Origin of the sequence: Bacteroides sp. HMSC067B03, assembly GCF_001811315.1 — a bacterium.
Taxonomy (GTDB): domain Bacteria; phylum Bacteroidota; class Bacteroidia; order Bacteroidales; family Bacteroidaceae; genus Bacteroides; species Bacteroides faecis.
The window spans coordinates 20,676-43,434 of sequence record NZ_KV804354.1 but is presented as its reverse complement, the minus strand read 5'-3'; the positions used below and the strand labels follow the sequence as shown (position 1 = coordinate 43,434).

15 protein-coding genes and 2 pseudogenes are annotated in these 22,759 nt (G+C 41.9%); 8 read left to right on the top strand and 9 right to left on the bottom strand.

The annotated features are described in order from the left end of the window. Window positions 1-28: 28 nt before the first annotated feature. Entirely contained in the window at window positions 29-1,984 is a 1,956-nt protein-coding gene (locus HMPREF2794_RS11655; protein WP_010535393.1) for a DUF3857 domain-containing protein, read from the top strand. Window positions 1,985-1,990: 6 nt separating this feature from the next. Further along, a complete protein-coding gene (locus HMPREF2794_RS11650; protein WP_010535392.1) occupies window positions 1,991-3,553 on the top strand; it encodes a DUF3858 domain-containing protein in 1,563 nt (520 codons plus the stop codon). Window positions 3,554-3,734: 181 nt separating this feature from the next. On the opposite strand, the pseudogene HMPREF2794_RS27750 reads toward HMPREF2794_RS11650, so the two are convergent. After that, window positions 3,735-4,017, bottom strand: a pseudogene (locus HMPREF2794_RS27750) (AraC family transcriptional regulator); the annotation flags it as partial. Window positions 4,018-4,139: 122 nt separating this feature from the next. Between HMPREF2794_RS27750 and HMPREF2794_RS11645 the strand changes: the two are divergent. After that, window positions 4,140-4,763, top strand: coding sequence for a hypothetical protein (locus HMPREF2794_RS11645; RefSeq protein ID WP_070751556.1), 624 nt, complete (start codon window positions 4,140-4,142; stop codon window positions 4,761-4,763). A 20-nt stretch (window positions 4,764-4,783) separates the two neighbouring features. On the opposite strand, the gene HMPREF2794_RS11640 is transcribed toward HMPREF2794_RS11645, so the two are convergent. Together HMPREF2794_RS11640 and HMPREF2794_RS11635 are read right to left on the bottom strand one after the other, a co-directional pair. Then, window positions 4,784-5,185: a GNAT family N-acetyltransferase gene (locus HMPREF2794_RS11640; protein ID WP_010535389.1), complete on the bottom strand. Its 402-nt coding sequence runs from the start codon at window positions 5,183-5,185 to the stop codon at window positions 4,784-4,786. A 12-nt stretch (window positions 5,186-5,197) separates the two neighbouring features. Continuing rightward, window positions 5,198-6,073: a helix-turn-helix domain-containing protein gene (locus HMPREF2794_RS11635; RefSeq protein ID WP_010535388.1), complete on the bottom strand. Its 876-nt coding sequence runs from the start codon at window positions 6,071-6,073 to the stop codon at window positions 5,198-5,200. A 231-nt stretch (window positions 6,074-6,304) separates the two neighbouring features. Here HMPREF2794_RS11635 and HMPREF2794_RS11630 point away from each other — a divergent pair, with 231 nt between their 5' ends. Then, the gene (locus HMPREF2794_RS11630; RefSeq protein WP_010535387.1) at window positions 6,305-6,610 is read left to right on the top strand and encodes a hypothetical protein; all 306 of its coding nucleotides are present in this window, start codon (window positions 6,305-6,307) and stop codon (window positions 6,608-6,610) included. 550 nt (window positions 6,611-7,160) lie between these two features. After that, on the top strand, window positions 7,161-7,385 hold the full coding sequence (locus HMPREF2794_RS11625; RefSeq protein WP_010535386.1) for a winged helix-turn-helix domain-containing protein: 225 nt from the start codon (window positions 7,161-7,163) through the stop codon (window positions 7,383-7,385). A 210-nt stretch (window positions 7,386-7,595) separates the two neighbouring features. Here HMPREF2794_RS11625 and HMPREF2794_RS11620 read toward each other — a convergent pair whose 3' ends face one another. The 6 genes and pseudogenes from HMPREF2794_RS11620 to HMPREF2794_RS11595 all read right to left on the bottom strand — a co-directional run bounded on the left by HMPREF2794_RS11620 (window position 7,596) and on the right by HMPREF2794_RS11595 (window position 18,960). Beyond that, entirely contained in the window at window positions 7,596-8,744 is a 1,149-nt protein-coding gene (locus HMPREF2794_RS11620) for an acyltransferase family protein (protein ID WP_010535385.1), read from the bottom strand. Between the two features lie 109 nt (window positions 8,745-8,853). After that, complete coding sequence (locus HMPREF2794_RS11615; RefSeq protein WP_010535384.1) at window positions 8,854-9,417, bottom strand: Crp/Fnr family transcriptional regulator; 564 nt, start codon at window positions 9,415-9,417, stop codon at window positions 8,854-8,856. 263 nt (window positions 9,418-9,680) lie between these two features. Then, window positions 9,681-11,174, bottom strand: coding sequence for a RagB/SusD family nutrient uptake outer membrane protein (locus tag HMPREF2794_RS11610; protein ID WP_010535383.1), 1,494 nt, complete (start codon window positions 11,172-11,174; stop codon window positions 9,681-9,683). 33 nt (window positions 11,175-11,207) lie between these two features. Then, window positions 11,208-13,780, bottom strand: a pseudogene (locus HMPREF2794_RS11605) (SusC/RagA family TonB-linked outer membrane protein). A 242-nt stretch (window positions 13,781-14,022) separates the two neighbouring features. Beyond that, complete coding sequence (locus tag HMPREF2794_RS11600; RefSeq protein WP_070751571.1) at window positions 14,023-15,855, bottom strand: RagB/SusD family nutrient uptake outer membrane protein; 1,833 nt, start codon at window positions 15,853-15,855, stop codon at window positions 14,023-14,025. An 18-nt stretch (window positions 15,856-15,873) separates the two neighbouring features. Continuing rightward, complete coding sequence (locus HMPREF2794_RS11595; RefSeq protein ID WP_070751555.1) at window positions 15,874-18,960, bottom strand: SusC/RagA family TonB-linked outer membrane protein; 3,087 nt, start codon at window positions 18,958-18,960, stop codon at window positions 15,874-15,876. 329 nt (window positions 18,961-19,289) lie between these two features. Between HMPREF2794_RS11595 and HMPREF2794_RS11590 the strand changes: the two genes are divergently transcribed. From HMPREF2794_RS11590 to HMPREF2794_RS11580, 3 genes are all read left to right on the top strand, one after another. After that, window positions 19,290-19,679 (top strand): helix-turn-helix domain-containing protein, encoded by a 390-nt coding sequence (locus tag HMPREF2794_RS11590; protein WP_010535380.1) that lies wholly within the window; start codon window positions 19,290-19,292, stop codon window positions 19,677-19,679. 43 nt (window positions 19,680-19,722) lie between these two features. Continuing rightward, window positions 19,723-20,133, top strand: coding sequence for a helix-turn-helix domain-containing protein (locus HMPREF2794_RS11585; protein WP_011108252.1), 411 nt, complete (start codon window positions 19,723-19,725; stop codon window positions 20,131-20,133). A gap of 1,112 nt (window positions 20,134-21,245) precedes the next feature. Further along, the gene (locus HMPREF2794_RS11580; RefSeq protein WP_070751554.1) at window positions 21,246-22,643 is read left to right on the top strand and encodes a bacteriophage abortive infection AbiH family protein; all 1,398 of its coding nucleotides are present in this window, start codon (window positions 21,246-21,248) and stop codon (window positions 22,641-22,643) included. Window positions 22,644-22,759: the final 116 nt, after the last annotated feature.

Sequence of the window (22,759 nt, the reverse complement as noted above, 5' to 3'; positions counted from 1 at the left end):
TTTTATAAATAAAAAGTGAGTGAAAAACATGAGAAAACAACTATTAGTGTCATTCCTTTGTTGCCTTCTTGCTTCGGCCACATCATTGGCTCAAAACTGGAAATCTTATGAAAAGATTGCGAAGGGAAAGACTTACGAAACTTCCGATTGCGTGACGCTGTTGGATAGCACGTTGGTGTCTGTCCAACCTACCGGGCAAGGCTCGTTTGCCGTATGTAAAGTAATTAAGGTACAGACTCCGAAAGGAGCAGTGGACAACCGGGTGATAAAATACGATTATGACCCTTTGACTGCTTATGCTGAGTTTAAACACGTAACCATCTATCGTGCCAATGGTAAGATAGATGAGCTTGATGTAAAAGGAACCTGTGATTATGCTGCTCCTGCCCGGGCTATTTATTGGGGAGCGAGACAAATCATGATCGAAGTGGGTGCTTTGCAGCCCGGTGATGTCGTGGACTACGAAATAGCTAAAAAAGGTTTTACTTATGCGTTGCTTACAGCCGGTGATGAAGACGAATCACGTTTTATTCCGCCTATGCGTGGGCAGTTTTATGATATTGTTCCCTTTTGGAGCAATACTCCTACTGTACGTAAAGTTTATGTAGTAAGTATTCCGATGGAGAAGGAACTTCAATTTCAGTTTTATCAGGGGGAGTGCACCTCATCTATGCGCTATGAAGACGGTTGCAAAAAATATAGTTTTGTGATGAATGATATGGTGCCTTTCGCTAAAGAACCGAACATGGTAGATCTTTTCGATGCGGCTCCCAAACTGATGATGTCTTCAACTCCACAATGGAAAGACAAATCGCTTTGGTTCAATAAAGTGAACGAAGATTATGGGAGCTTTGCCCCATTGCCCGAAGCGCAGAAGAAGGTGGATGAATTGGTAAAAGGTAAGAACACCGAAATGGAAAAGATTGCTGTACTGACTCATTGGGTGGCAGATAATATTCGCTATTCCGGTATTTCGATGGGAAAAGGAGAGGGTTTCACGCTCCATAATACGAAAATGAATTATACTGACCGTTGTGGAGTCTGCAAAGATATAGCAGGTACACTGATTTCATTTTTGCGTATGGCCGGTTTCGAGGCCTATCCGGCGATGACTATGGCAGGAAGTCGTGTAGAGAGTATTCCTGCCGATCATTTTAATCACTGTGTGGCTGTGGTAAAATTGAGTAATGGAACTTATATGCCCCTCGACCCTACGTGGGTTCCTTTCTGCCGCGAGTTGTGGAGTAGTGCCGAACAGCAGCAAAACTATCTACCGGGGGTACCCGAAGGTTCTGATTTGTGTATCACCCCGGTTTCATCTCCCGAAAACCATTATGTACGTATCAAAGCTGATAACCGTCTGGAGGCAGATGGTACACTGCGTGGTACTTTCACTCTTACAGCCGAAGGACAAAGTGACAGCAATATCCGCCGCATTTTTACTACCGGTTTTCAGAGCGAATGGAAAAGTACGATGGAGCGCCAACTGTTAACTATCTCTCCTAAAGCCAGATTGCTGAGCGTAGACTATGGAAAGAATCCCAAAGATTATCAGGCTGCACCTATTAAAATCACTTTTCGTTATGAGATACCCGACTATGCCTTGAAAGGGGAGGGAGAGATGTTCTTCCGTCCGATGGTGATGAATAACCTTTATAATCAGGTACGTTCTTATTTGCGTATCGACACTTCAGTAGAAAATCGCAAATATGGTTTCAAAGATGGTTGTTCCCGTTTGGTCGAGCTGGATGAAATGATTCAGCTTCCGGCGGGATACAAACTGGTGAATGCTGCCAAGAATGAAATGATGCAAGGAGTAGGAGCTGACTTTGAAGGTTCGCTGACACAGAAAGGGAATAAAGTGTTGCTCCACAATAGGCTGGCTTTGAAGAAACGTGTCTATGAGGCTTCCGATTGGGAAAGTTTCCGCAATGCTGTTAATGCCCACAAGGCGTATGGTGAATATTTGGTGATAAAAAAGTAGAGCAGAATGAAAAATACATATTATTATATAGTAACACTGGTGATGCTGATTCTGGCACTCCCAATGAAAGCGGCATCCGAAGCTGAATTTGGAAAACTGAGCAAGACTTATACGTTACACGCTGACGGTAGTCAGGAAATGCGTGTGCAAAAAGAGCTGACTTTATTTACCCATGCAGCGATGAACCGTGTGTATGGAGAGAGTTTTATTATTTACAATCCGGAATATCAGAAACTGGAGATACACGATTCTTATACTCGTCAGAAAGATGGTACTATTGTGAAGACTCCTGAAAATGCGTTTGTAGAGGTACTTCCTTCTGCGGCGGCAGATGCTCCGGCTTATAACAGTTTGAAAGAGATGGTAATTGTCCATACGGGGCTGGAGTTGGGAGCCACTATTTATCTGGATTACTCTGTTGTTACTCGTCCGGGATATTTGCCCGAACTGGATGTGTGTGAGCAGGTGGAAGAGCTTTCCCCAATCAGGGAATATGTATTTTCACTGTCAGTGCCCGAAAGCAAACCTCTGCATTATGAATGGTTGAATGGGAAAATTGCTCCGGTTGTAAAAACTGCGGATGGTATGAAAACGGTGACCTGGACATTGAAAAATGTGCAACCACGTCCTTATTCACTTGACGTATCTTTGCCCGCAGGCAATATACAGGCAGTTGTGGCATCAACTTATGCTTCAAAAGCTGATGCGTTGAAAGTGATAAAACAACAATTAGAAAATAATGGAAAAGATGTTTCCGAATTAGCACAGAAGTTGACTGCCGGTGCACAAACTACAGAACAAAAAAAGGATTTACTCACTGTTTATGTAGAAGGGTTAGGAAATTGCAGTCTGACATTATCACAAACCGGATACCGTTTGCGACCGGCTTTTGAGGTGATTCGTTCCGCATACGGAACTGAAGCGGAGAAAGCAGCTCTGTTGGCTGCCTTGCAGCAGGCGATAGGTATTCGTGCGGAGCTAAAAGCGGCTTTTCCTAAAACTGAAGATAAAGATGCAGCCGGGCTTGCTGCTCTTAGTGGATTGTTTGTGACCAATAATGGGGTTGCTGATATACAAGATTTTATTTCAGTTGTTGATCTGAATGCTCAACCGGTAGCTTTGAAGAAGGTTACTCATGTTATTTCACGGACTGATACATTACGGGTGAGTGATAAAACCGGAAAGATGCTGGCTGGTGGTTATCGGAAAATTGATTTGCCACAGGCTCGCGGTGGGTGGGCAAGTTACGATGGACGTATGACGGCTCTGAATACCACTCGTCCTGTTAATTTGCTTTTGCGGTATTTGCCTGATGAAACTTACACCTATATCGTAAAAATCGATGAAGGAATGAAATCAACGGTTATACCAACTAATAAAAAGATGGAAAATCCTGTCGGTAGCATGGAAGTTGCAGTGAAAAAGGCGGTGGATAAAATAGAGATCATCCGTACTTTGAAACTGAAAAAGCAATTGATAACTCCGGCTGACTATCCGGCATATTATTGCTTGATGGCGGAATGGATGGACATCAATGGCAATAGCCTGTTATTTCAAACTATAAAGTAAATCTGATAATTAGATCGTTCTGATTGTTATGCTATCCAAAACTTGTCGAAGGACTTTTCTTTTCTGATTAGAGGAGAAGAGCTCCTTCGATTTACCCGGTAAAGTAAATTATTCATTAAAGAAGTTTTATCGGAATGCAAATATCGACAATGTGCTTGTTCTCCGGATGAATCTAGTGCCTTAATTCTGTAACAATCTCACTTATCCGCATCTCGTTATGTAATAATCGATCTTCTACTAATTTTAGTTTATAATTTAAAATATCGACCTGGGTAATTTGCCGAAATGCCAAAATGTCTGCTGATAACTTTGGTCTTGATTTTATCAGGTTGGTAGATATTAGTTTGGATATATTGCAGAATATCCAATGCCTTTTCTTCTGAGTATTCGTCTACCTGTCTCGGCAAAAACATGGCAATGTTGCGTGCGACTACAATAATTATCGTATTAATCAACTGAATGATACTTATATGGAAAGATATAGTATAAATGGGTGTTTATTCATTAATTCAGCTTGCGATGATAGTATATTTTCCATATAACCTTTATCTTTGCACTGAATTAGAACAAACAGTCAATTAAAAATATGAAAACAGCAATATTAGCATTAGGAGTTTTGTGCATGATGGGAGGTTGTTCATCAAAGGCAATAAGTTCAAAAGGTGTCGTTTGTGATGCGACTATGAATACAGTAACGATTGTTACAAATAAAAATGATACACTTTCATTCAGTACGATGGATGCGAGTAAAGACGAGGTCAATGGTCTGCTTCTGAATGATACTCTGGAGGTATTCTATACAGGAAAATACACACCGGGAATGCAGGCTTCTAAGCTGGTTCAGTATCCGCAATCTCCGATAGTAGGAGGTGACCGTGATGAGCATGGTTGCATCGGCTCTGCCGGATATGTATGGTGTGAGGTGCAACAGGATTGTATTCGTTTGTTCGAAAAAGGAATCCGTACGGAAGCGGTTGATTGCAATGACGCTTCTGCTTTCATTGTTTTTAGCCCTGATTCTACACGAGTAGAGCTTTTCTTTTCTAATGATCAACCCAATGAAATTCTGGAAAGACGTGGCCTGCCATCAGGAGGTTATGCATGGAATGTGGAAGATGATGATACAAAGAATGTACGGTTCGTAGATGGCGTGTGGACGATCAGCCAGAGAAATAGGTTGATTTATAGCCAAAAATCAGAAATAAAATGATTGGCAGTAAATAATCGTTTTTATAAATGCCTGATTTGCATGGCCGCTCCTTCCTCTAATAACGAGAATCCATGTTTCTCGTAGAAAACAATATTTTTCTTTTCATCCGGCATGATGTTGAGGTAGAGGTAATCTCTGTATTTCTCCTTTACAATATCTAGGAGCTTTCCGGCAATACCATTCCCCTGATAATCGGGGTGTACTAATAAATAATGGAGAAATGCAACCATTTCTCCATCATCCAGTGCACGGATGAGGCCAACTAATTGGGTTCCATCCCATGCGGTTACTACTAATGACGAAGATTTTAATGCTTTAATTAGCCGTTCGGGATATTTCCCCGATAACCATTTTACAGACAAGAATAGTTCTTCTACCTCTTGTTCTGTGAAGTCTTTTGTCTCTTTGTATACTATATTCATAAGTTGTTTAATTTATTCTCTGAATTCTGCCGGTAAATATCCTGTCTGTCGTTTGAAGAATTTTACGAAATAAGATGGATCTTCAAATCCCAGATAGAAAGCGATTTCTTTGATCTTTAGACTGGAATGAAGCAGTTGACGTTTGGCCTCCAGTATCACTCGGTCATTGATAATCTTCAATGGTGTACTATGAGAACTTTCATAAACACAGTTAGTCAGAGTTTTAGTCGATACGTTTAGATAATTGGCATATTCTTTAACTGTGTGTATGTGTCGGTAGTGGTGCTCCAATGTTTGACGGAACTGAACAAAAGTACGATTGGACGAATTGTTGATACACAATGGGATGCCTGTTCCCCTTTGTCCGATACGCTGTATGTAGATCAGGAACATTTTTACTAAATACTTTAGATAGTCTTTATGGGCAAATGTATTTATATTCCGGCTTTCAGTCTCCATTTCTTCTGTAATATAAGCCAAACGTTGGATATTCTCCGGGGTTACATTATAATAAGGAACAGCATCGAAGGCATTGAAGACATTATATTTCAGGAATACATTTTCGCTGCTTCCTTCGTCTGAAAGAAAACTTTCATTGAAATGAATAATCACTCCTTCAGCTTCCTGATTATTGTCGAAATAATGTATCTGGCCGGGTGATATAAAGAACAACGTATTGTCGCTTACCGAATACTCCTTAAAATCAACATAGTGGACTCCTGTACCTTTCTGAAACCATATAATCTGGTAAAAGCCATGTATGTGCGGCTGCTTGGGATTGTCGCCGTTTTCAAAGAAAAAATCCGGCATTTTCATTAGCTCGAACTGAATACTGGCAGGTGTCTTTTCTTCCAAATGATAAAGAGGAAATGTTTCTGTCTTTTTCATTAGCGGATATGGTATTAGTAATACAATTGATGGATATAAGTTTGCTTGCAAAGATAAGTTGTTTTTATGTCAGGTCAATGGTAAAAAAGAGATATTTAATGGTAAATTAAGGAAGTGAGTTTGAAGGAATGAAATAGCCTTCTCAAATTTACCATTCATTTTCTTAAAACCCCATTGAATACCAATGCCGGTAGTTCTAACTTTGCAGTGTTAATTTAAAAACAAAAGATTATGGCAACAGAAAAAACTGTGGGAGCTTATTTGGAAATAACTCTTAAAGTAAATGAGAACGATCGTGCGGCTGCCGCAGCCGTGTACACAAAGTATCGTCAACCGTTTTTGGATACAATATCCGGTGCAGTCAGTAAGCAATTACTTGTAAGGGGGGAAGATGTGCAGGTACTTCATGGTTTTACTTCTACAACAGAGGCCGAAGGGTATTTAGTCTCTGATTTGTTTAATCAGGATGTAGTAGTTGAACTAAAGCCCTACTTTCAGGCAGCCCCTGAAGTGTACATTTACAATGTAGTTGGTTGAATTTAGCAAATCTCTCCCTTCCTCTTGAACCCGGCAAATAAATAGGGCGCTTAAGTGGAAGGGAGATTTGATGAGGAGAGAGACTCTATTGTAGTTGTAATGCTAAGAAATGTGATAAATTAGTAGTCGCAAAGTAAAAAAAAGGACGAATGTAATCTTTAATATAAAATTTTGCTATATTTGTATAGCCGTTGAAAGGTGCGTTCATTGAGACTAAATATTGAAAAGCGTTCAGCTTTTTTACGTAGTAACGAAACTACCAATTTCTTTACCCTCGGGGTAAATATTACAACACGTAAAAATGGCTGAACGCCTACGCTTATTATACATATACTTTGCGTGGGCGTTCTTCTCATTTGTGTTGTAGGGATTGGTAGTTCCTGTTGCTACATTTGGGAAGAAAAGGCTCACGTTTTTTTATACCTATCCTCGATAATCAAGATAACATTCAAAACAGATGAAAAGATCTTTAGTTTGGGTTTTATAGTGAAAAAGCGTTGTCCCTTAGACGAGTTAGTTTCCCTTTTGTATTAATTTTAAAAAGACTACTATGGATAAGAAAATTGTAGGTGTCAACGCGGGAAAGATTTGGCATGTTCTCAATGAAGTCGATGGAATTTCCATCCCGGAACTTGCCCGAAAAGTAAATCTTAGTGTAGAAAGCACGGCTTTGGCAGTCGGTTGGCTGGCACGTGAAAACAAAGTGTTTATTGAACGCAAGAATGGACTGGTAGAGGTTTATAATGAAAGTCATATGACTTTCTCTTTTGGATAGTTCGTAATACTTATTGATTTAATGGGGAGCATTGCATCAAGCATGGTGTAATGCTCTTTTTTATTGTTTGTTTTGAGTAAACTGCCATTGTTATTTGCCTTCTATTTTTCTTTAGTCGGACTTTGCCAAAGATGAGAAAATAGCCTCACCTTGATAAGCATTCTTTCTTATCAAGGTGAGATGATTGTTTCTTTTTAAAAGATACTATTCTTATTTTTTGGCCAGAAACTTCTTGCTCAGCCACTTTCTTACAGGCTCATCATATAGTTTCAGACAAAGATAAGCCAGCAAGATGCTTCCGAAGAACACGACCAGGGCTATCGGCCAGGACTGGGAGAAAGTAATATGTGGTTCTTTACTCCACAACCAGGCATAGAACAGATACATGAAAGGATAGTGGATGATGTATACCGGATAAGATATATCTCCCAGAAATTTACAGATCTTGGCTGTGCCTTTATCTGTAGTTTTTCCCGAAGCACCCAGGTAGACCAGTAGCGGGAAAATAAGAATGGTGCATACAGCATCGTAAATGCCGTTCATCCACTGAGAAGTGTGACCGCCAACGTAGGGCATGGAAAGTAAAACGAGAGTTGCCACGCTGCACATCCAGAAAGCCCCTTTGATGTGGACAGGTTTAAAGATGCGTGACATCAATAATCCGATAGAGAATGCAAACAGCATGCGTAGAAAACCTCCGATCAGGTTATAGTCGATCATCGACCAGCCTACTCCTAAGTGATAGTTGCCGGAAAGATTGAATATCGAGAAGGACGCCAATCCGATTCCTGCTATCACAACGAGTATCGTAAGTGCTTTGGTAGACAGTCGGCGAATAAACAGGGCATACAAAATATTACCGATATACTCGAAGAACAAAGACCAGCTGGGACCATTCAAAGGATACATCTCACCGTTTCCACGGACTTCGGGACCTGTACCCGGAACAGCCGGGATCAGGAAAAGATTGAGGAGCATGGCCAACATGACCATGGATATGGAAACACGGGTGCCATCCCATTGCTCGCAGCCTTGTATACAAAATGTAATAGCGCCTAAAACGGCTCCCATAACAACCATCGGATGCAGACGGATTAACCTGCGTTTGAAGAACTCTTTCTGGGTCATCGTTGTTTTCCAACGGTCGTCATAAGCATAGCCGATAACGAAGCCCGACAGAATAAAGAAGAAATCGACAGCCAGATATCCATGATTGAATTTCTGATCGATGGGACTTGTGGCAAAGCCTTCAAATACATGATACCATATAACCAGAAGGGCCGCAACCCCTCGCAGTCCGTCAAGGAGTACGTAATGGGGTTTAGAGTCTGCAAAGGCAGAAGAAGAGATTTTTTGCATGTTTTAAATTATTGTTCAAATTAGTATTAGTCATTGTAGAAGCCGCAAAAATACGGATTTTATAGGTTTAAAAATTTGTCCTGCATCAAAATCTTACCATGTATGAGAATTATTTGTATGCTCTGAGGCGGCTGAGTGTTGAAAGTGTTATGCCCAGATAAGAGGCGATGTATCCTAATTGTATCCGCTGGCACATTTGAGGAAACTGAAGCTTGAATGCTTCATATCTTTCTTTAGCAGACAGGGTAAGGCGGTCTTTGTGCGAACGGTGCAGGCGTCTGTATTCGTTTTGATGAATCACTCTTCCCCAGTTTGCCAGTTCGATATTGGTTTCAAACAACCGGAGCAGATCCGTCAGTGATATTTTGTATGCGACAACATCCTCAAGGGTTTCCACAAATTCTTCGCTCATCTTATTATAATATAATTCATCCATACTGAAGACAATCGCCCCTTCACATGCAAAAGAAGTTGTTATCTCTTCTCCGTTTACCAGCCAGAAAGAGCGGGTCATCCCTTCTTCTATAAAATAAGCCGATTTGCAAAACTTGTTAGCCTCTATCAGTTGATGTCTCTTTGGAAAATGACATAATACTGTATTTTCTTTTAGTATTTGTATCGTTTCATCCGAAATTGGATACAAAGAGTTCATCTTATCTATAATATTCCTCATAAAGTAGCCCTTAATAATTTTCTGTCAAGTGCAAAAATAGGAAAAACAATTCTGCTCACAATAGATGCAGGTGAAAAAGGGCTTTGTTTTATCGATTCGTTTACTAAGGAGGAAAGAAGCGGGAGAGTGAGGACTGTGTTGAATGGTAAAGAAGGTACATTTCAGTTTTTATGAAATGTACCTTCTTTGATATCAGGGGGACAGGTTAAATATGTGAATATAGCCAGTTTATTCCGGAAATTATATACATCAATAGACGTTGGTTATCTTGGATTCTGCTGTATATTCGGATTGGCATCTATCTCACTTTGCGGGATAGGCAGAGCTATTCTCAGATCGGTAGCTTCTATCTTTTGTGCGTTAAATGCTTTCAGAGTTTCAAGATGCCAACTGCCTTTGCGTTCAATAGCCAGGCCATTGCGTAAGTAGTCATAGAAGATTTCCCCTTCTCCAACCAGTTCCTTGCGGCGTTCTTTAAGAATTCTGTCCAGAGTGAAAGTCTCTGTTGATACTTGTTGACTCGTATCCGTGGTACGGCGGCTGATAATGTCATTCAGATAACTTTGTGCCTCTTCAAGATTCGTTCCTTTTTTCAGTCCCGCTTCAGCCGCATTCAGATAGACTTCGGAAAGGCGGATGATGCAAATGTTATTGGTCTTGGGATCATCTCCGGTCTTACCGGGGAATTTGGCAAGATAGACTTTCTCGTGCCTGGCGGCAGTCGGAAGTCCGGTGTTGTTTTCTATAACAGATTCCTTTGTCAGGCAATGGCGTACATCCTTGGGATCTTCATTCAGCAGGTTGAGAAAATCCTCCGACAAGATCAGATTATTCCAGTCGATTGTTGCTTCGTTGGCATAAACCATCGGAGCACCCTCACCGCCTGTACCTCCAGAGGGTTCAGATAAAGTGATGTAGAGTTCGAATAATGATTCCGACTGGAAATCCTGTCCCCATACATTGGGATATTCCTCATAACTGTAAAGCTGGTAACGTCCGCCATTGTTATTGATAACATCCGTAGCGGCATCATAGGCTTTCTGATATTCACCCATATTCAGATAGACTCTCGATAGTAATGCCTGAGCTGCCCAGTAGTTGATATAACCATTGGATGTCTCTTGTGTCAATCCGGAGAGTGCATTGCTCATGTCACTGACTACCTGTTCGTAGCATTGTGCTACAGTATTGCGTGACGGTTTATGCGTGGGATCGGACGGGGAGGTTTCGATGGGTACTCCCAATGAAGCCCCCTTGTCATTCGTATAAGGCATTCCGAACAACCGGGTCAGGTTGAAGAGAGAAAGTCCCCGCATGACCAGCGCTTCGGACTTAATGCGGTTCAGTTCTTTGGTATCACTGCTTTGAATACTGCCCGACTCAATTTTCTGTATCAGATTATTCGTCTGTCGTATTACTTTATAAACGGTGTTCCAGGGCAGTACAATATTCAGATTATCGGAAGCAAGCACGTTGTATTCATAATAGGGAGATACGCGTTTTCCGTCTCCTTTGGTTATACGTGCCTGTACATCGGCGGCACGGCAATCACCGTAATACCAATAGTTATCTCCGTAGTAGCTGTGGCCGGATGCCAGACGATAAATTCCGTTCAGAGCGATTTGGGCATCGTCCAGTGTTACGATTGCCTGTCCTGTTTCTACCGAACTGGTAGTGTTAAGGTCTAACCAGTCTGCCGAGCAGGAACTGTTTAGCAAAACCATTGCTGTAAGTATGTATATATGAATTCGTTTCATTATGCTGTTTATTTAGTTAGAATGACATGTGTGTTAGAATGATAATTGTGCTCCGAAACTGAAAGTACGCATAGCAGGAGCCTCACAAAAGACTTCGCCGTTGACGGGTGTTTCGGGGTCATACTGTTTCCATTTGGCCCAGGTCAGCAGGTTGTTTCCCGAGAAATATATGCGTACTTTGTCAATCATCAGTTTTTGCGTCCACTGGTTGGGCAGTGTGAAGCCGAGTGTAAAGTTCTTCAGGCGTAAATGATCGGTACTATGGATATAGCGGGACGAGTTGGTAGAAGTAGCCGATTCGTTATATACAAACCGGGGAATGTCTGTCTGATCTCCGGGATTCTGCCAACGGTTCATCATATATGCGGGTAAGTTGTATCGTGAACTATAGATGGAGCTAGTGCCGTTTTCAATATAAGTTCCCAGTTTGTCGAACGAGTAGCCGCCCAATGAATAAGTCAGCGTAAAAGTCAGGTCTATCCATTTGTAATTCAGAATATTGGTGAATCCTCCCGATACTTTGGGAGTGGCTGTTTTGTACGGAATGGATTCTGCTTTGTCAGCGTCGGTGGTAAGTTCGCGATTGTAGCTTCCGTCCTCATTTTTAGTGTTCAGGTAATATTGGGCATAACCGGTCTGTGGGTCTACTCCGGCAAACTCTTTTACATAAAACGTATGATAGGGGAGACCTACTTTATGGATGAACCATGTTCCCTCAATCGTTTGATCCAATAGTCCGTTGAGTGAAACAATCTTATTTCGGTTATGGCTCAGGTTGAAAACACTGGTCCAGTTAAAGTCGTTGGAAACAACGTTCAGCGTACGCAACTCAAATTCTATTCCCTTGTTGTTCAAGCGTCCGATGTTGCTCAAATAGCTGGTAAATCCGGTAGTGGCGCTGATGGGGAGGCTGTAGAGCAAGTCTTTGGTATCCCGGTTGTAATATTCCAGACTCGCGAAAATACGGTTAATAAATGAAAGGTCGATACCCAGGTTCAAACTGTAATTCTTTTCCCATGTCAACAAATCATTAGGTTGTGACGATTCATAAGATCCGGCTGCCTCCATGTAGTTTTCGCCATAACTGTATAGCCCTTTGTAGCCATAGTATGAGCCGGGTTGATTTCCGTTTACACCATACGAAGCACGTATCTTGACATCACTCAGAACCGGTTTTACGGCTTTCATAAAATTCTCGTTGCCCAAATGCCACATGCCCGATACAGACCAGAAATTACCCCAACGGTTGTTGGGTGAAAGACGTGAACTGCCGTCCCGGCGGTAACTTCCGGCAATGTAGTAGCGGTCGTCATAATCATAATTCAGTCGTGAAAGATATGAAATCATCCGATAGGCCTGAGTGGCAGACTTGAAACTGTTCAATACGGCGGCATTATCCGGTTCTGTCAGTTTATCACTGGGCAGTTTGGACTTTTCACCCGAAGCGTGGTCTGTCTGGTAACTTTCTATTTCATAAGCTGCCAATACATTCAGGTGATGCTTGTGGGCGAAAGTATGCACATAGTTCAGGGAGGTCGATGAAATCAGTTTGCCGTATTCAATAAAACCTTTGGCTGTCTGGGCATCGCTTCCGCTTTTAGGGCCAGCCGAACTCAAAGGGTTATAATAGCGTGAATCCTTCTGGATGGTATAATCATAGCTTAATGTTTCCTTTAGTTTGAGACCTTTGACCGGCTCTATCGCTGCGTAACCGGTTGAAAACATACGTGTCATACGCACGCGGTTGTAATCGGTCAATATATCACGCAACGGGTTCAGGCTGGTGCCGTCATAAGCTCCTACGTAGTTCCCTTCTTCATCACGTACCACCATGGAGGGTGTCATGGTCATAGCTACGCACAGGAAAGGGTTGATAGATGATCCGCGTTCTTCATTCATCTCCTGATTCATTTGTGAGAACATCATATTTGCTCCTACTTCTCCGTATTTGCCGACTTTTTGCGTCATGTTCAAACGTGCAGAGTAACGGTCCAGACTGGAGTTTTTGGCCAATCCTTCCTGACTGTTGTAGCCGAGCGAGGTATAGAATGTAGAACGGTCGTTACCGCCGGAGACGGAAGCTTCATAACTCTGATGTGTAGCGGTGCGGAGCAGTTCTTTTCGCCAGTCCGTGTATCCCATAGCCGGTTTATACGCATACGTGCCGATATTGGAACTGGCATATTCAGCCGGAGACTCCATACCGTTGTCTGTTGCATAATTCAGCAATCCTTCATAAAGAAGTTCTTCACGTTGGTCACCATTCAAGGTAGGGCGGAAGTCGACAGCCGCATGAGAGAAACCGCCTGACACGTTCAAATCCACACGTACCTTTCCGGTATTTCCTGTGTTTTCATTCCCACGTAAGATACGACCAGCATCTTGGTTCCGGCTTCAACGGACAACTGAAACTGACCGTTGATATCAGTAATCACTCCTTTGGTGGGATTTCCCTTTACACTGACGGTGGCGCCGATAAGTGGTTCATTATCCTCTGATGATATAACAACGCCCGATATGTTCAGTTGCTGAGCGGATGTATACGAAATACTCAACAAACTAAACAGTAAGCTAAAACATAATGTTAACCTTTGATTAATCTTCATACTTTTATATTTAAAAACACATTTGTTGTAAGGTCGATACAAAGTGTATACCAATGGGGTATAAAGAATTTCTTAAAAAGATAAGATACAGATTAACAGCGAAGTTGAAAAATGGATATTTGGGAGGAGGTGTGGAGGAAATGTGGAAAGGTGTGGAAAATATACCCAATCGTTGGTACAGTCAATAGTGTGGCTATATGGATCATTGTACCGATAATGATTGGGTATATGGGTATTATAATTTAATATCCCGGATTCTGATACTCGCTGCCATTAATAATGGTAGCGGTAAAGGTCGTAGAAATGGGACGTAAAGCATAATTCGGATCAAAGAACCGTGCGAGATCCGGGTGAGTATCTTTCAGATAATCGGAACTCTTGAACATCCCTGTCCGTTTCAAATCGTAGAAGCGGCAATATTCACCGCATAGTTCGCGTCCTCTTTCGTCTAATACGTCACGAACCGTCATGTTGCCCGTTAACGGATTTGCTCCGGCACGCTCGCGAACCTTATTCAGGTATTTGGCGGCATTCGCTCCTCCGTTCAGATAAATGTCAGCCTCTGCGGCAATCAGATAGACTTCCGCCATACGCATGATAAACGTAGCGTTTAAGTTTCCGTTTCTTTGTTTGGAGGCGTTTGCAACGTAATAGTTACTGCTGTTGTGCTTGTTTAGTGACGGATAATAGTAACGGAACAGATTCTCGCTGGTACCGTCGTTCTTGTAATTCCCTGTTACATTTGTATACGAGTAGTTCATATTCACATTGTTGTTTCTATCACTGTAGACATGGTTGTAATCAATCAACAAATAGTCGGTCTTGTGCTCATTCTGTTTTTCCGTAGAATAATCCGCATCCTGCGGCATGATAAATTTAATGGCCGGATCACCTTTCTTCAGAGTTTTGCCGATAACTGTTTCGTCTTTGTCGTACATGTGTACGGCACTTTCGTCCCAAGTATAACTTTTATTGGCCTTCCATTGGGTAGTGAATGACTGGTGGAATCTGGGGTCTAACGTGCCGTCATTCTGTACATACAGATTCAGCAAGTGTTGCGTAGGCATGAAGATGCCGCTGACGGAGCCTTCCCATGTCAGTCGTGTCTCCTGATTGTCTTCACGGGCACCGAACTTATTGATGTCACACAGGAAATACTCGTCATTGCGGTTTAACTTGTAGTTACCGTTGCTCGAACCGTGTCCGTCCGTGCCTGCATACCAGCGATGTTTCCAAAGCGCTTCCTTGTTTTCCCAGTTATTGCTTTCTTCGAATACTTCACTGTACGTAGGATACATATAAGTGTTGTATTTCCCGCCACCCGATTCGCAGTCGGAGATCAGCTGCAAGGCTGCGTCGAGAGCTTCCTGCAGGTATTCCGTGCTTCCATACTCGTAGGTCTGCAGACAGGCTTTTGCCAGAAAGCCGAGAGCGGCCTTCTTGGTTGGAGTGGTAGTCGTGGCATGATTCCCGATTGACAGCCATTCGGATGCGAATCTCAGGTCGGGCAGGATGACTTCTTTGTAGATAGTCATCGGGTCGGTGCGGACAGGAGAGTAGTTGAGGCTGGTTTCCGGTTCCGTAAGCATGGTTACCCCTCCGAATTGTTCCACTGCGTTGAAGTAATAGACAGCTCTCATGAAGCGGGCTTCGGCAATTTTCGCATTCCGTTCCTCTTCTGTGGTGTAGGGAGGCTTGTCGCCTAAGGCGATGGCTTCGTTGCAGGAACCTATTCCGTCGTATGTCCCGTTCCACCAGTTATTGGTGTAGGTCGTGTTGGGCGATGTGCCGGCGAAAAACCAGAACCATTCGGTGTAGCTTGTCGATTGGTTAGCCTTGTACGTCCAGAGGTCCGTATCCCCTTCGGTCAGCGACATCCAGTCTGCGGCACCGTAGTAAAACCTTTCCATTGCGAAGTAGCACTGGTTGATCAGTGTTTCGTATCCCTCGGTTGAGGTAGCCAATGTTTCATTGGTAAATGCGCCCGGGTTGTACTCTTCCAGCGAGCAGGAATGTAGGAATAGTGCGGACAGCAGGACAGAGCAAAAAACTGTTTTTAAATGTATACTTTTCATTGTCATTTTCTTCTTTAATTAGAATGTGAGATTAACTCCAAATACAAATTGCCGATAGGTGGGAAACGCGTCCGAACCGTTCGTTTCGGGGTCTGTGTCCTTCAGTTGCTTGTCTTTCACAAAGATGAACGGATTGTAGGCCGTAGCGTAGATGCGGCATTTCTCCATCAATACCTTGCGGGAAATGTTGGCGGGGAGGGTATATCCCAGAGTGATATTCTTGATCTTGATGAAGGAGCCATCGTGTACTCTCAGCGAAGGATATACCGTTTTTTGTTCGTCTCCCGTTCCGGGACGCGGGAAGTATGCGCCCTGATTGTCCTCTGTCCAGTAATCCACGCCTGCCAGCTGATTCTTGGTCACACTTTGCTCTGCGGTATAGTAGCCGAGCAGGTCACTGTTGATTGTCTGCCCGTAGCGTGCCATTGCAAAGACGGATAAATCGAAGTTCTTGTAGGTGAAGGAGTTGTTCAGTCCGATGATCCAGTCCGGATTCGTGTGTCCCAGAATCTGTCTGTCATCGGTGCTGTATTTATGTACTCCGCCGTCTCCGTTTTTATCCACTGTCTCTATCTTGATAAATCCCGGATTTACGCCATACGCATCCAGCGTCTCCTTCGGAGTGTCACTTCCCCAGATTCCTGCATATTTATAGCCGTAAATGGCGTGAATCGGTTCGCCGGTAAACAGGTTCTCGGAGATCAGGTCACCGTCGGGCAGCTTGTCTATCTTCTCCTTGCTCCAGGTGGCGGACAGGGTCGTGTTCCATGTAAAGTCCTTGTGCTGTATATTGTGGGAGTTCAATATCACTTCCACGCCCTGATTGCTGGTTTGGGCGATATTCTGCCAGATAGACAGAGGAGAACCCCATCCGGTCAGTCCGCTGGTGATGGGCAATATACGCTTGAATAATAATCCTTTGGTGGTTGTTCTGAACCATTCAATGGAACCGTCGATGCGGCTGTTCAGTATGCCGAAGTCCAGACCGATGTTCCAGTTGTACGATTTTTCCCAACCGAGGTCGGCACTGCCGTAAGTCTCCGAGTATTGTGTGAAAGGAACGATTTTTCCATTGACGGAGACTCCGCTGGCAGAATATACGTAGGCTTGGGTAGTGGTGCTGTAAGCGTCTGTTCCGCCGGAGTTGCCCGTGATGCCGTAGCTGACTCTCAGTTTCAGGTTGTCCAGCCAACTTCGTGTCTTTTCCATAAAAGCCTCGTCGGAAATTCTCCAGGCTATGGCGCCTGCCGGGAAAGCATCCCATTTGTGTCCGGCGGAGAATTGTGAGACTCCGTCCCAACGGGTGGAGAAGTTGAATAAGTACTTGCTCTTGTATGAATAGTTGAGGCGGAAAGCAAAAGACATTTTCTGTGTCTGTGCGAAGTCCGATTCCACATGTGGGGAGGAACCCGAAGTCAACCGCCAGAACGACCATTGGTCTACCATCTGTCCGCTTGCGGCAGCCATGTTGCTTTCCGACTGGTTCTTGTTCCACGAAGTGATTAAAGAACCTCCTACCGTATGCGCTTTGGCAAGGGTCGTGCTGTATGCCAGAATGTTTTCCCACGTGTAATTCCATGCGTTGTCATTGGTGATGGAGGCGTGAGGCGAACCCGCATAACTCGGACGGTTGGCGTTGCATTGGTTTCCCCAGTATTGTCCTCGTCGGGAATGGTTCAATGTCCCGTTGATCCGGCTGGTGAATGTGAAATCTTTGAGAGGAGTCAGTTCGACATACCCGCTCATATTCAGGTAAGTGGAACGGGTGTTGTTCGCATATTGATTCTCTATAAAATCTCCCATCGGCGAATACTGCCCTGTGATATATTCGTGATTGATCTTGCCTTCCTCATCATAGGCATCCCCCAACGGGAAAGCGGAGAGGGAGCGGGTAAACGTGTTTTTCACGCCGGAATTCAAATCACGGTACACCAGATTGGAGGTGAAACCGACTTTCGCCCACGAAAAGAGTTGCTGGTCGATGTTGAGCCGTAAAGAGTACCGGTTCAGATTTTCATTGCTGAGCAGGCCTTCTTCCCGGTTGTAGGAGGTCGAAGCGAATATCCTTGTTTTTTCCGTTCCGCTGCTTACCGAAAGGCTGTACTTTTGCGTGGTAGCTGTATTGCCGGAAACCTCGTCTACCCAGTCAATCCATTTTCCGGCATTATACGCATCTGTAAAAGCCTGCTTGCCCAGTAGGGCAGACATATCGGAAGGGAAATCACTGTTCTTATATCGGTATGCCTCTTTCTGGTAAGTCACCCATTCATCCTGAGTCATTCCGTGTTTGTAGTTGGGCGATCCGCTGAAGCCGTAATACGCGTCAAAGTTGATTGTGGCTTTGCCTTCTTTTCCTCTTTTGGTGGTGATAATCACAACACCGTTTGCTCCTGCCGAACCGTAAATGGCGGTGGATGAAGCATCCTTCAGAACATCGACACTTTCAATATCGGAAGGGTTGACCTGATTATAGCTTCCGGGGATTCCGTCGATAATAAACAGTGGCTCGTTATTGCCATATATGGAACGCGAACCACGCAGCAGGATGCTGACTTCACCGCCTACCTGTCCCGATGTTTTGGTGATGTCCATGCCGGGTATCTTTCCTTGAAGAGCTTCCATCACATTACTGGTAGGAGCAGCCAGTACCTCGGCACTTTTGACAGAGGTTACCGCTCCTGTCAGATCCCGCTTTTTGACGGAACCGTATCCTACTACTACCACTTCGTCAATCAGTCGGGCATCTTCCACCATCGTGATTTCCAGTTTGCTTTTATTGCGTGTGCTGACTTCCTGTTCTATGTATCCCATGTAAGATACTTTGAGTACTGCGTTGGGCGAAACACGCAGTGTGAAGAGTCCGTCTACATTTGTAATAGTCCCGTTGTTTGTGCCTTTTTCTACAATATTAGCTCCGATTATCGTCTCCCCCTGAGAGTTTTTCACTACGCCGGAGATGCTTCTGCTCTGCTGGCCGTAGACTTGTGTGGCTCCGACTACCGATATTATTCCTGTTAAAAGGAATAGCAGGTAGAATCTTATCATATAAACTGTCTTTAGGGTAACGTCTGTCCCTATGTTTGTTTTATCAGAAAATGATTTCATGTTTTTTGTTTAATTGTATGTTCACTAATTGGTTTTTGAATAGTTAAATCTCTGAATGATTTAAATCTATGTCCGATTATACCGATTTGATTTACTCCATAGGCTATTAGATTTTATTGGTTAAAACTGCGATTGTACCGTGAATTGACGGTCAATCTCTGAGTGTATGTATTTGATGTGGCGCCACGGTCAATATCAACTTATTTAGACTGATTGGACAAAAGTAGGCATAGAGCGTTGTGGATTGAAAAAAATAAAGTTGACTTTAAGTCAGAATGGGTTGATTTTTACTATCTTTGTCTCAATGTAATCACATAAAGAACAATAATATGGATGTCGAAGTAAAAAATAAAGCAAACAGGAGGCACGTCGGACATAATCTGCAAAAGATCCGTGTTTATTTTGGTATGAAGCAGGAGGCTTTAGCGGCTGATCTTGGTGTAAATCAACAGGTCATTTCAAAGATTGAAAAACAGGAAGAAATCGAAGAAGGGCTTCTAAATCAAATAGCTTCTGTATTGGGGATATCTGCTGAGGTGATTAAGGATTTTGATGTTGAGAAGGCAATATATAATATCAATAACATTAGAGATAACACCTTTGAACAAGGAGCTACATCAATAGCCCAGCAGTTCAATCCATTGGATAAAATCGTGGAATTGTATGAACGTCTGCTGCAAAGTGAGAGAGAGAAAATTGAATTATTAAAGAAAAGGTGATTATTATTAGTTGATTAACTAATTTAACTAAGAAATAAATATTATGGAAACAGAAACTTATACAAACAGTTCACATTTGGGGCGTAAAATAGAAAGAATACGCCGTCTTCGTGGTATGACGCAAACGGATTTGGGGGAGTTGCTAGGGGTGACAAAACAGGCTATTTCCAAAATGGAACAAGCGGAAAAGATAGATGATGAGAAGTTAAAACAAGTGGCTACTGCATTGGGGGTTACAGAAGAAGGCTTAAAGAAATTTACAGAAGAAACTGTATTATACTACACAAGCAATTTCTATGAGAACTGCCATGTAAGCGCATCTAATATAGGGCCTATTACTCATGTGGAAAATCTCAACCATTTTTCAATGGATCAAGCTGTGAAACTATTTGAGGAGTTACTTAAAATCGAAAGAGATAAATATGATAAGGGAAAAGAGGAAAGCGCTAAATAATAATGGGTTTATCCTTTTCCTTATTTAGGGTTCTTAGAAATATATGATAAAGCTCCATTTAGTTGTTCGGACATTGAAGAATAACTAAATGGAGCTTTAATTTGATAGATATCCTATAAATGTGTTCTAATCAAATAATTGATAGAAGTCAGCAATTGAATTATTGCTTCTTGCTTATCATTTAAAATGGGTTGAATGATTTAATAATGGGCTAAATGATTTAACAATGAGCAAACCGGTACAGAAATGAACTACACTGTCTATATATAAATTCAAATCATACAAATCTAAAAGTGGTTTATTGGATAAAGAATTCTTATGCTAAATTTAGCTCCGGCTTGTGCAATGAATAATCCCTTCCAGTGCATAAATTAATTCGTCCGCCTATAGCCGGACGCAAGTTTGCCTATAGCCGACGTTTCGTTTGCCTATAGCCGGATGAAACGTTGCCTATAGGCGGACGAATTAATTTATGCACCCGCGGATATTATTTTTTATAGAGAAAATGTTTATTGTGTTCGTCTGCAATGATTGCAGTAACTCGAAAGTAGATTCAAGAAACATCAATAGAGTAAGTAACTCATAGTCACTTTTTCCCATAATACTCTATTATACAAATGAATACAATGCACCTTCTTTTTTGGGTATTATGTTCTCTCTCTGTATATTTGAATGTCGCAATCATGCTTTTCTATCTATGATATTGATTGGCGCATATAGTGCGATAACTAACTCACATAATGTGCAATAGCTACCGCACATGATATGGATTAGCTATCGCACATTATGTGAGTTAGCTTAAAGGCATAAATTATTTTATAGAATGACAATTTCAAATCAGCAGACTATGTGTCTGTTTACATTAAAAGAATAAGAAGATGCATTGTAACAGGCTGAACAGTTGAATGATAGATGAAAATATGATTTGCTGACGAAGTTTTATTTTATTCATAGCTACATAGCAATAAGTCAAACGGTATGAAATTGGTTAGTTATCTTTGGTCAATGAGACTAGCGAACTTTGAAAATTATTATCTTTGTTACCTTATGTAATGATACAGTTTGGTCTAGAGCAATAGATGCTGTAATTTGTGACCGAAAATTTGATAATTATGAACATTGGCGATAGTGATATTCTATATTCTTTTGATAGAGCTCGTCTAATTGACAGAGCTCGCAATGGATTCATGAGAATAGACGGGATCACCTTTAAACGAGCTAGAGATTATATGGCCAAATATAGTGCTCGTGATTATTTGATGCAATGTCCGCTTGACCTTTCAACGAAAGAATTGGTCAGTGGGATGAAAGATTATTGCCTGCAGCGTAGAGCCGAAATGCTCGAACCTTATCGAAAAAAAAGATATTCAATTAATGGTGATCCCATACATCATCTTTATATTATAGGTAATGGATTTGACAGATATCATGGTGCTGATTCTACTTATATGGATTTTCGCAACTACCTATTAAAGCACAATGATTTTGTCGTAAAGATGTTCGAACTCTTCTTCGGTCCCCGATCTATGATGAATAATTTTGATGATTATAATGATTATCTTTTGTGCCTTCAATACGGACGCAAATTGCCGGCTCCAAAGAACACTTGGGCTAAAGACTATTTATGGAAGGATTTTGAAAAATATCTTAGTGAACTGAACAGGGAACGTATTTTTGATTTTGTTGATGAGAATTTGCCGCGATTATACGAAGATGACGAGAATTTTAGTTATGCTGAATATTTAGGTCCTATAGATATTGTTGCTGATGTTGTTTCTTCTTGTACCTTCGAAATGCAATATCTGTTTCACCGCTGGATTAATACAATACATTATAAGAAAGGATTTAGGAAGAATATGCTGTATCTTGATCCGAACGCTGTTTACCTGAATTTTAATTATACATTGTTTCTTGAAACAGAATATAATATTTCCCGGAAACATATTCTTTATATTCACGGCGATAGAAGGCAGAAGTTTGGCTCTTTGGTTTTAGGGCATAATGTAGAGGATAATGAAGTCGCTTTTGAAGAGTGGGTTCATAAACATAAAAATCGTCGGAGATATCGCCCGAATCTGAAGGATAAGGAGGGTAAATATTTTGCCAATGATAAGTTGGTCTATCTCGCTTTCTTTTTAAAGGATATGAAAAAAGGGAATTGGAAAAATCCAATAAGATATTATGCTGTAGATCATATTGAGGAGCGTTTGGAAAATTATTATGCGAAGAACATAAAACATTCTAATGACATAATAGATCATAACTTGGGCTTTTTTGAGTCGCTGAATGATTTGAAAGAGATTACATTGCTTGGTCATTCTCTGGGTGATGTAGACTTTCCATATTTTAAGGCAATTGTTGAAAATGTAAGAAATGTGGATGATCTGATTTGGAATTTTAGTTATTATAGTGATAATGATATTAAAAATATCAGAAGATTTTGCAGACATCTGAATATTCCCCAAGGAAAAAATGTCCGGCATTTCAAGATGTCTGATATAAAGCGGTAGCCGGACTCACACCATTCGCATACCTTTAATTCTAAACGATCTGTTTGGTGGTGTGTGACTAGTTAATGCTGCTATTATGCAGTGTTCTATTGTATAGGTGTGTACGCTTTCTGCCT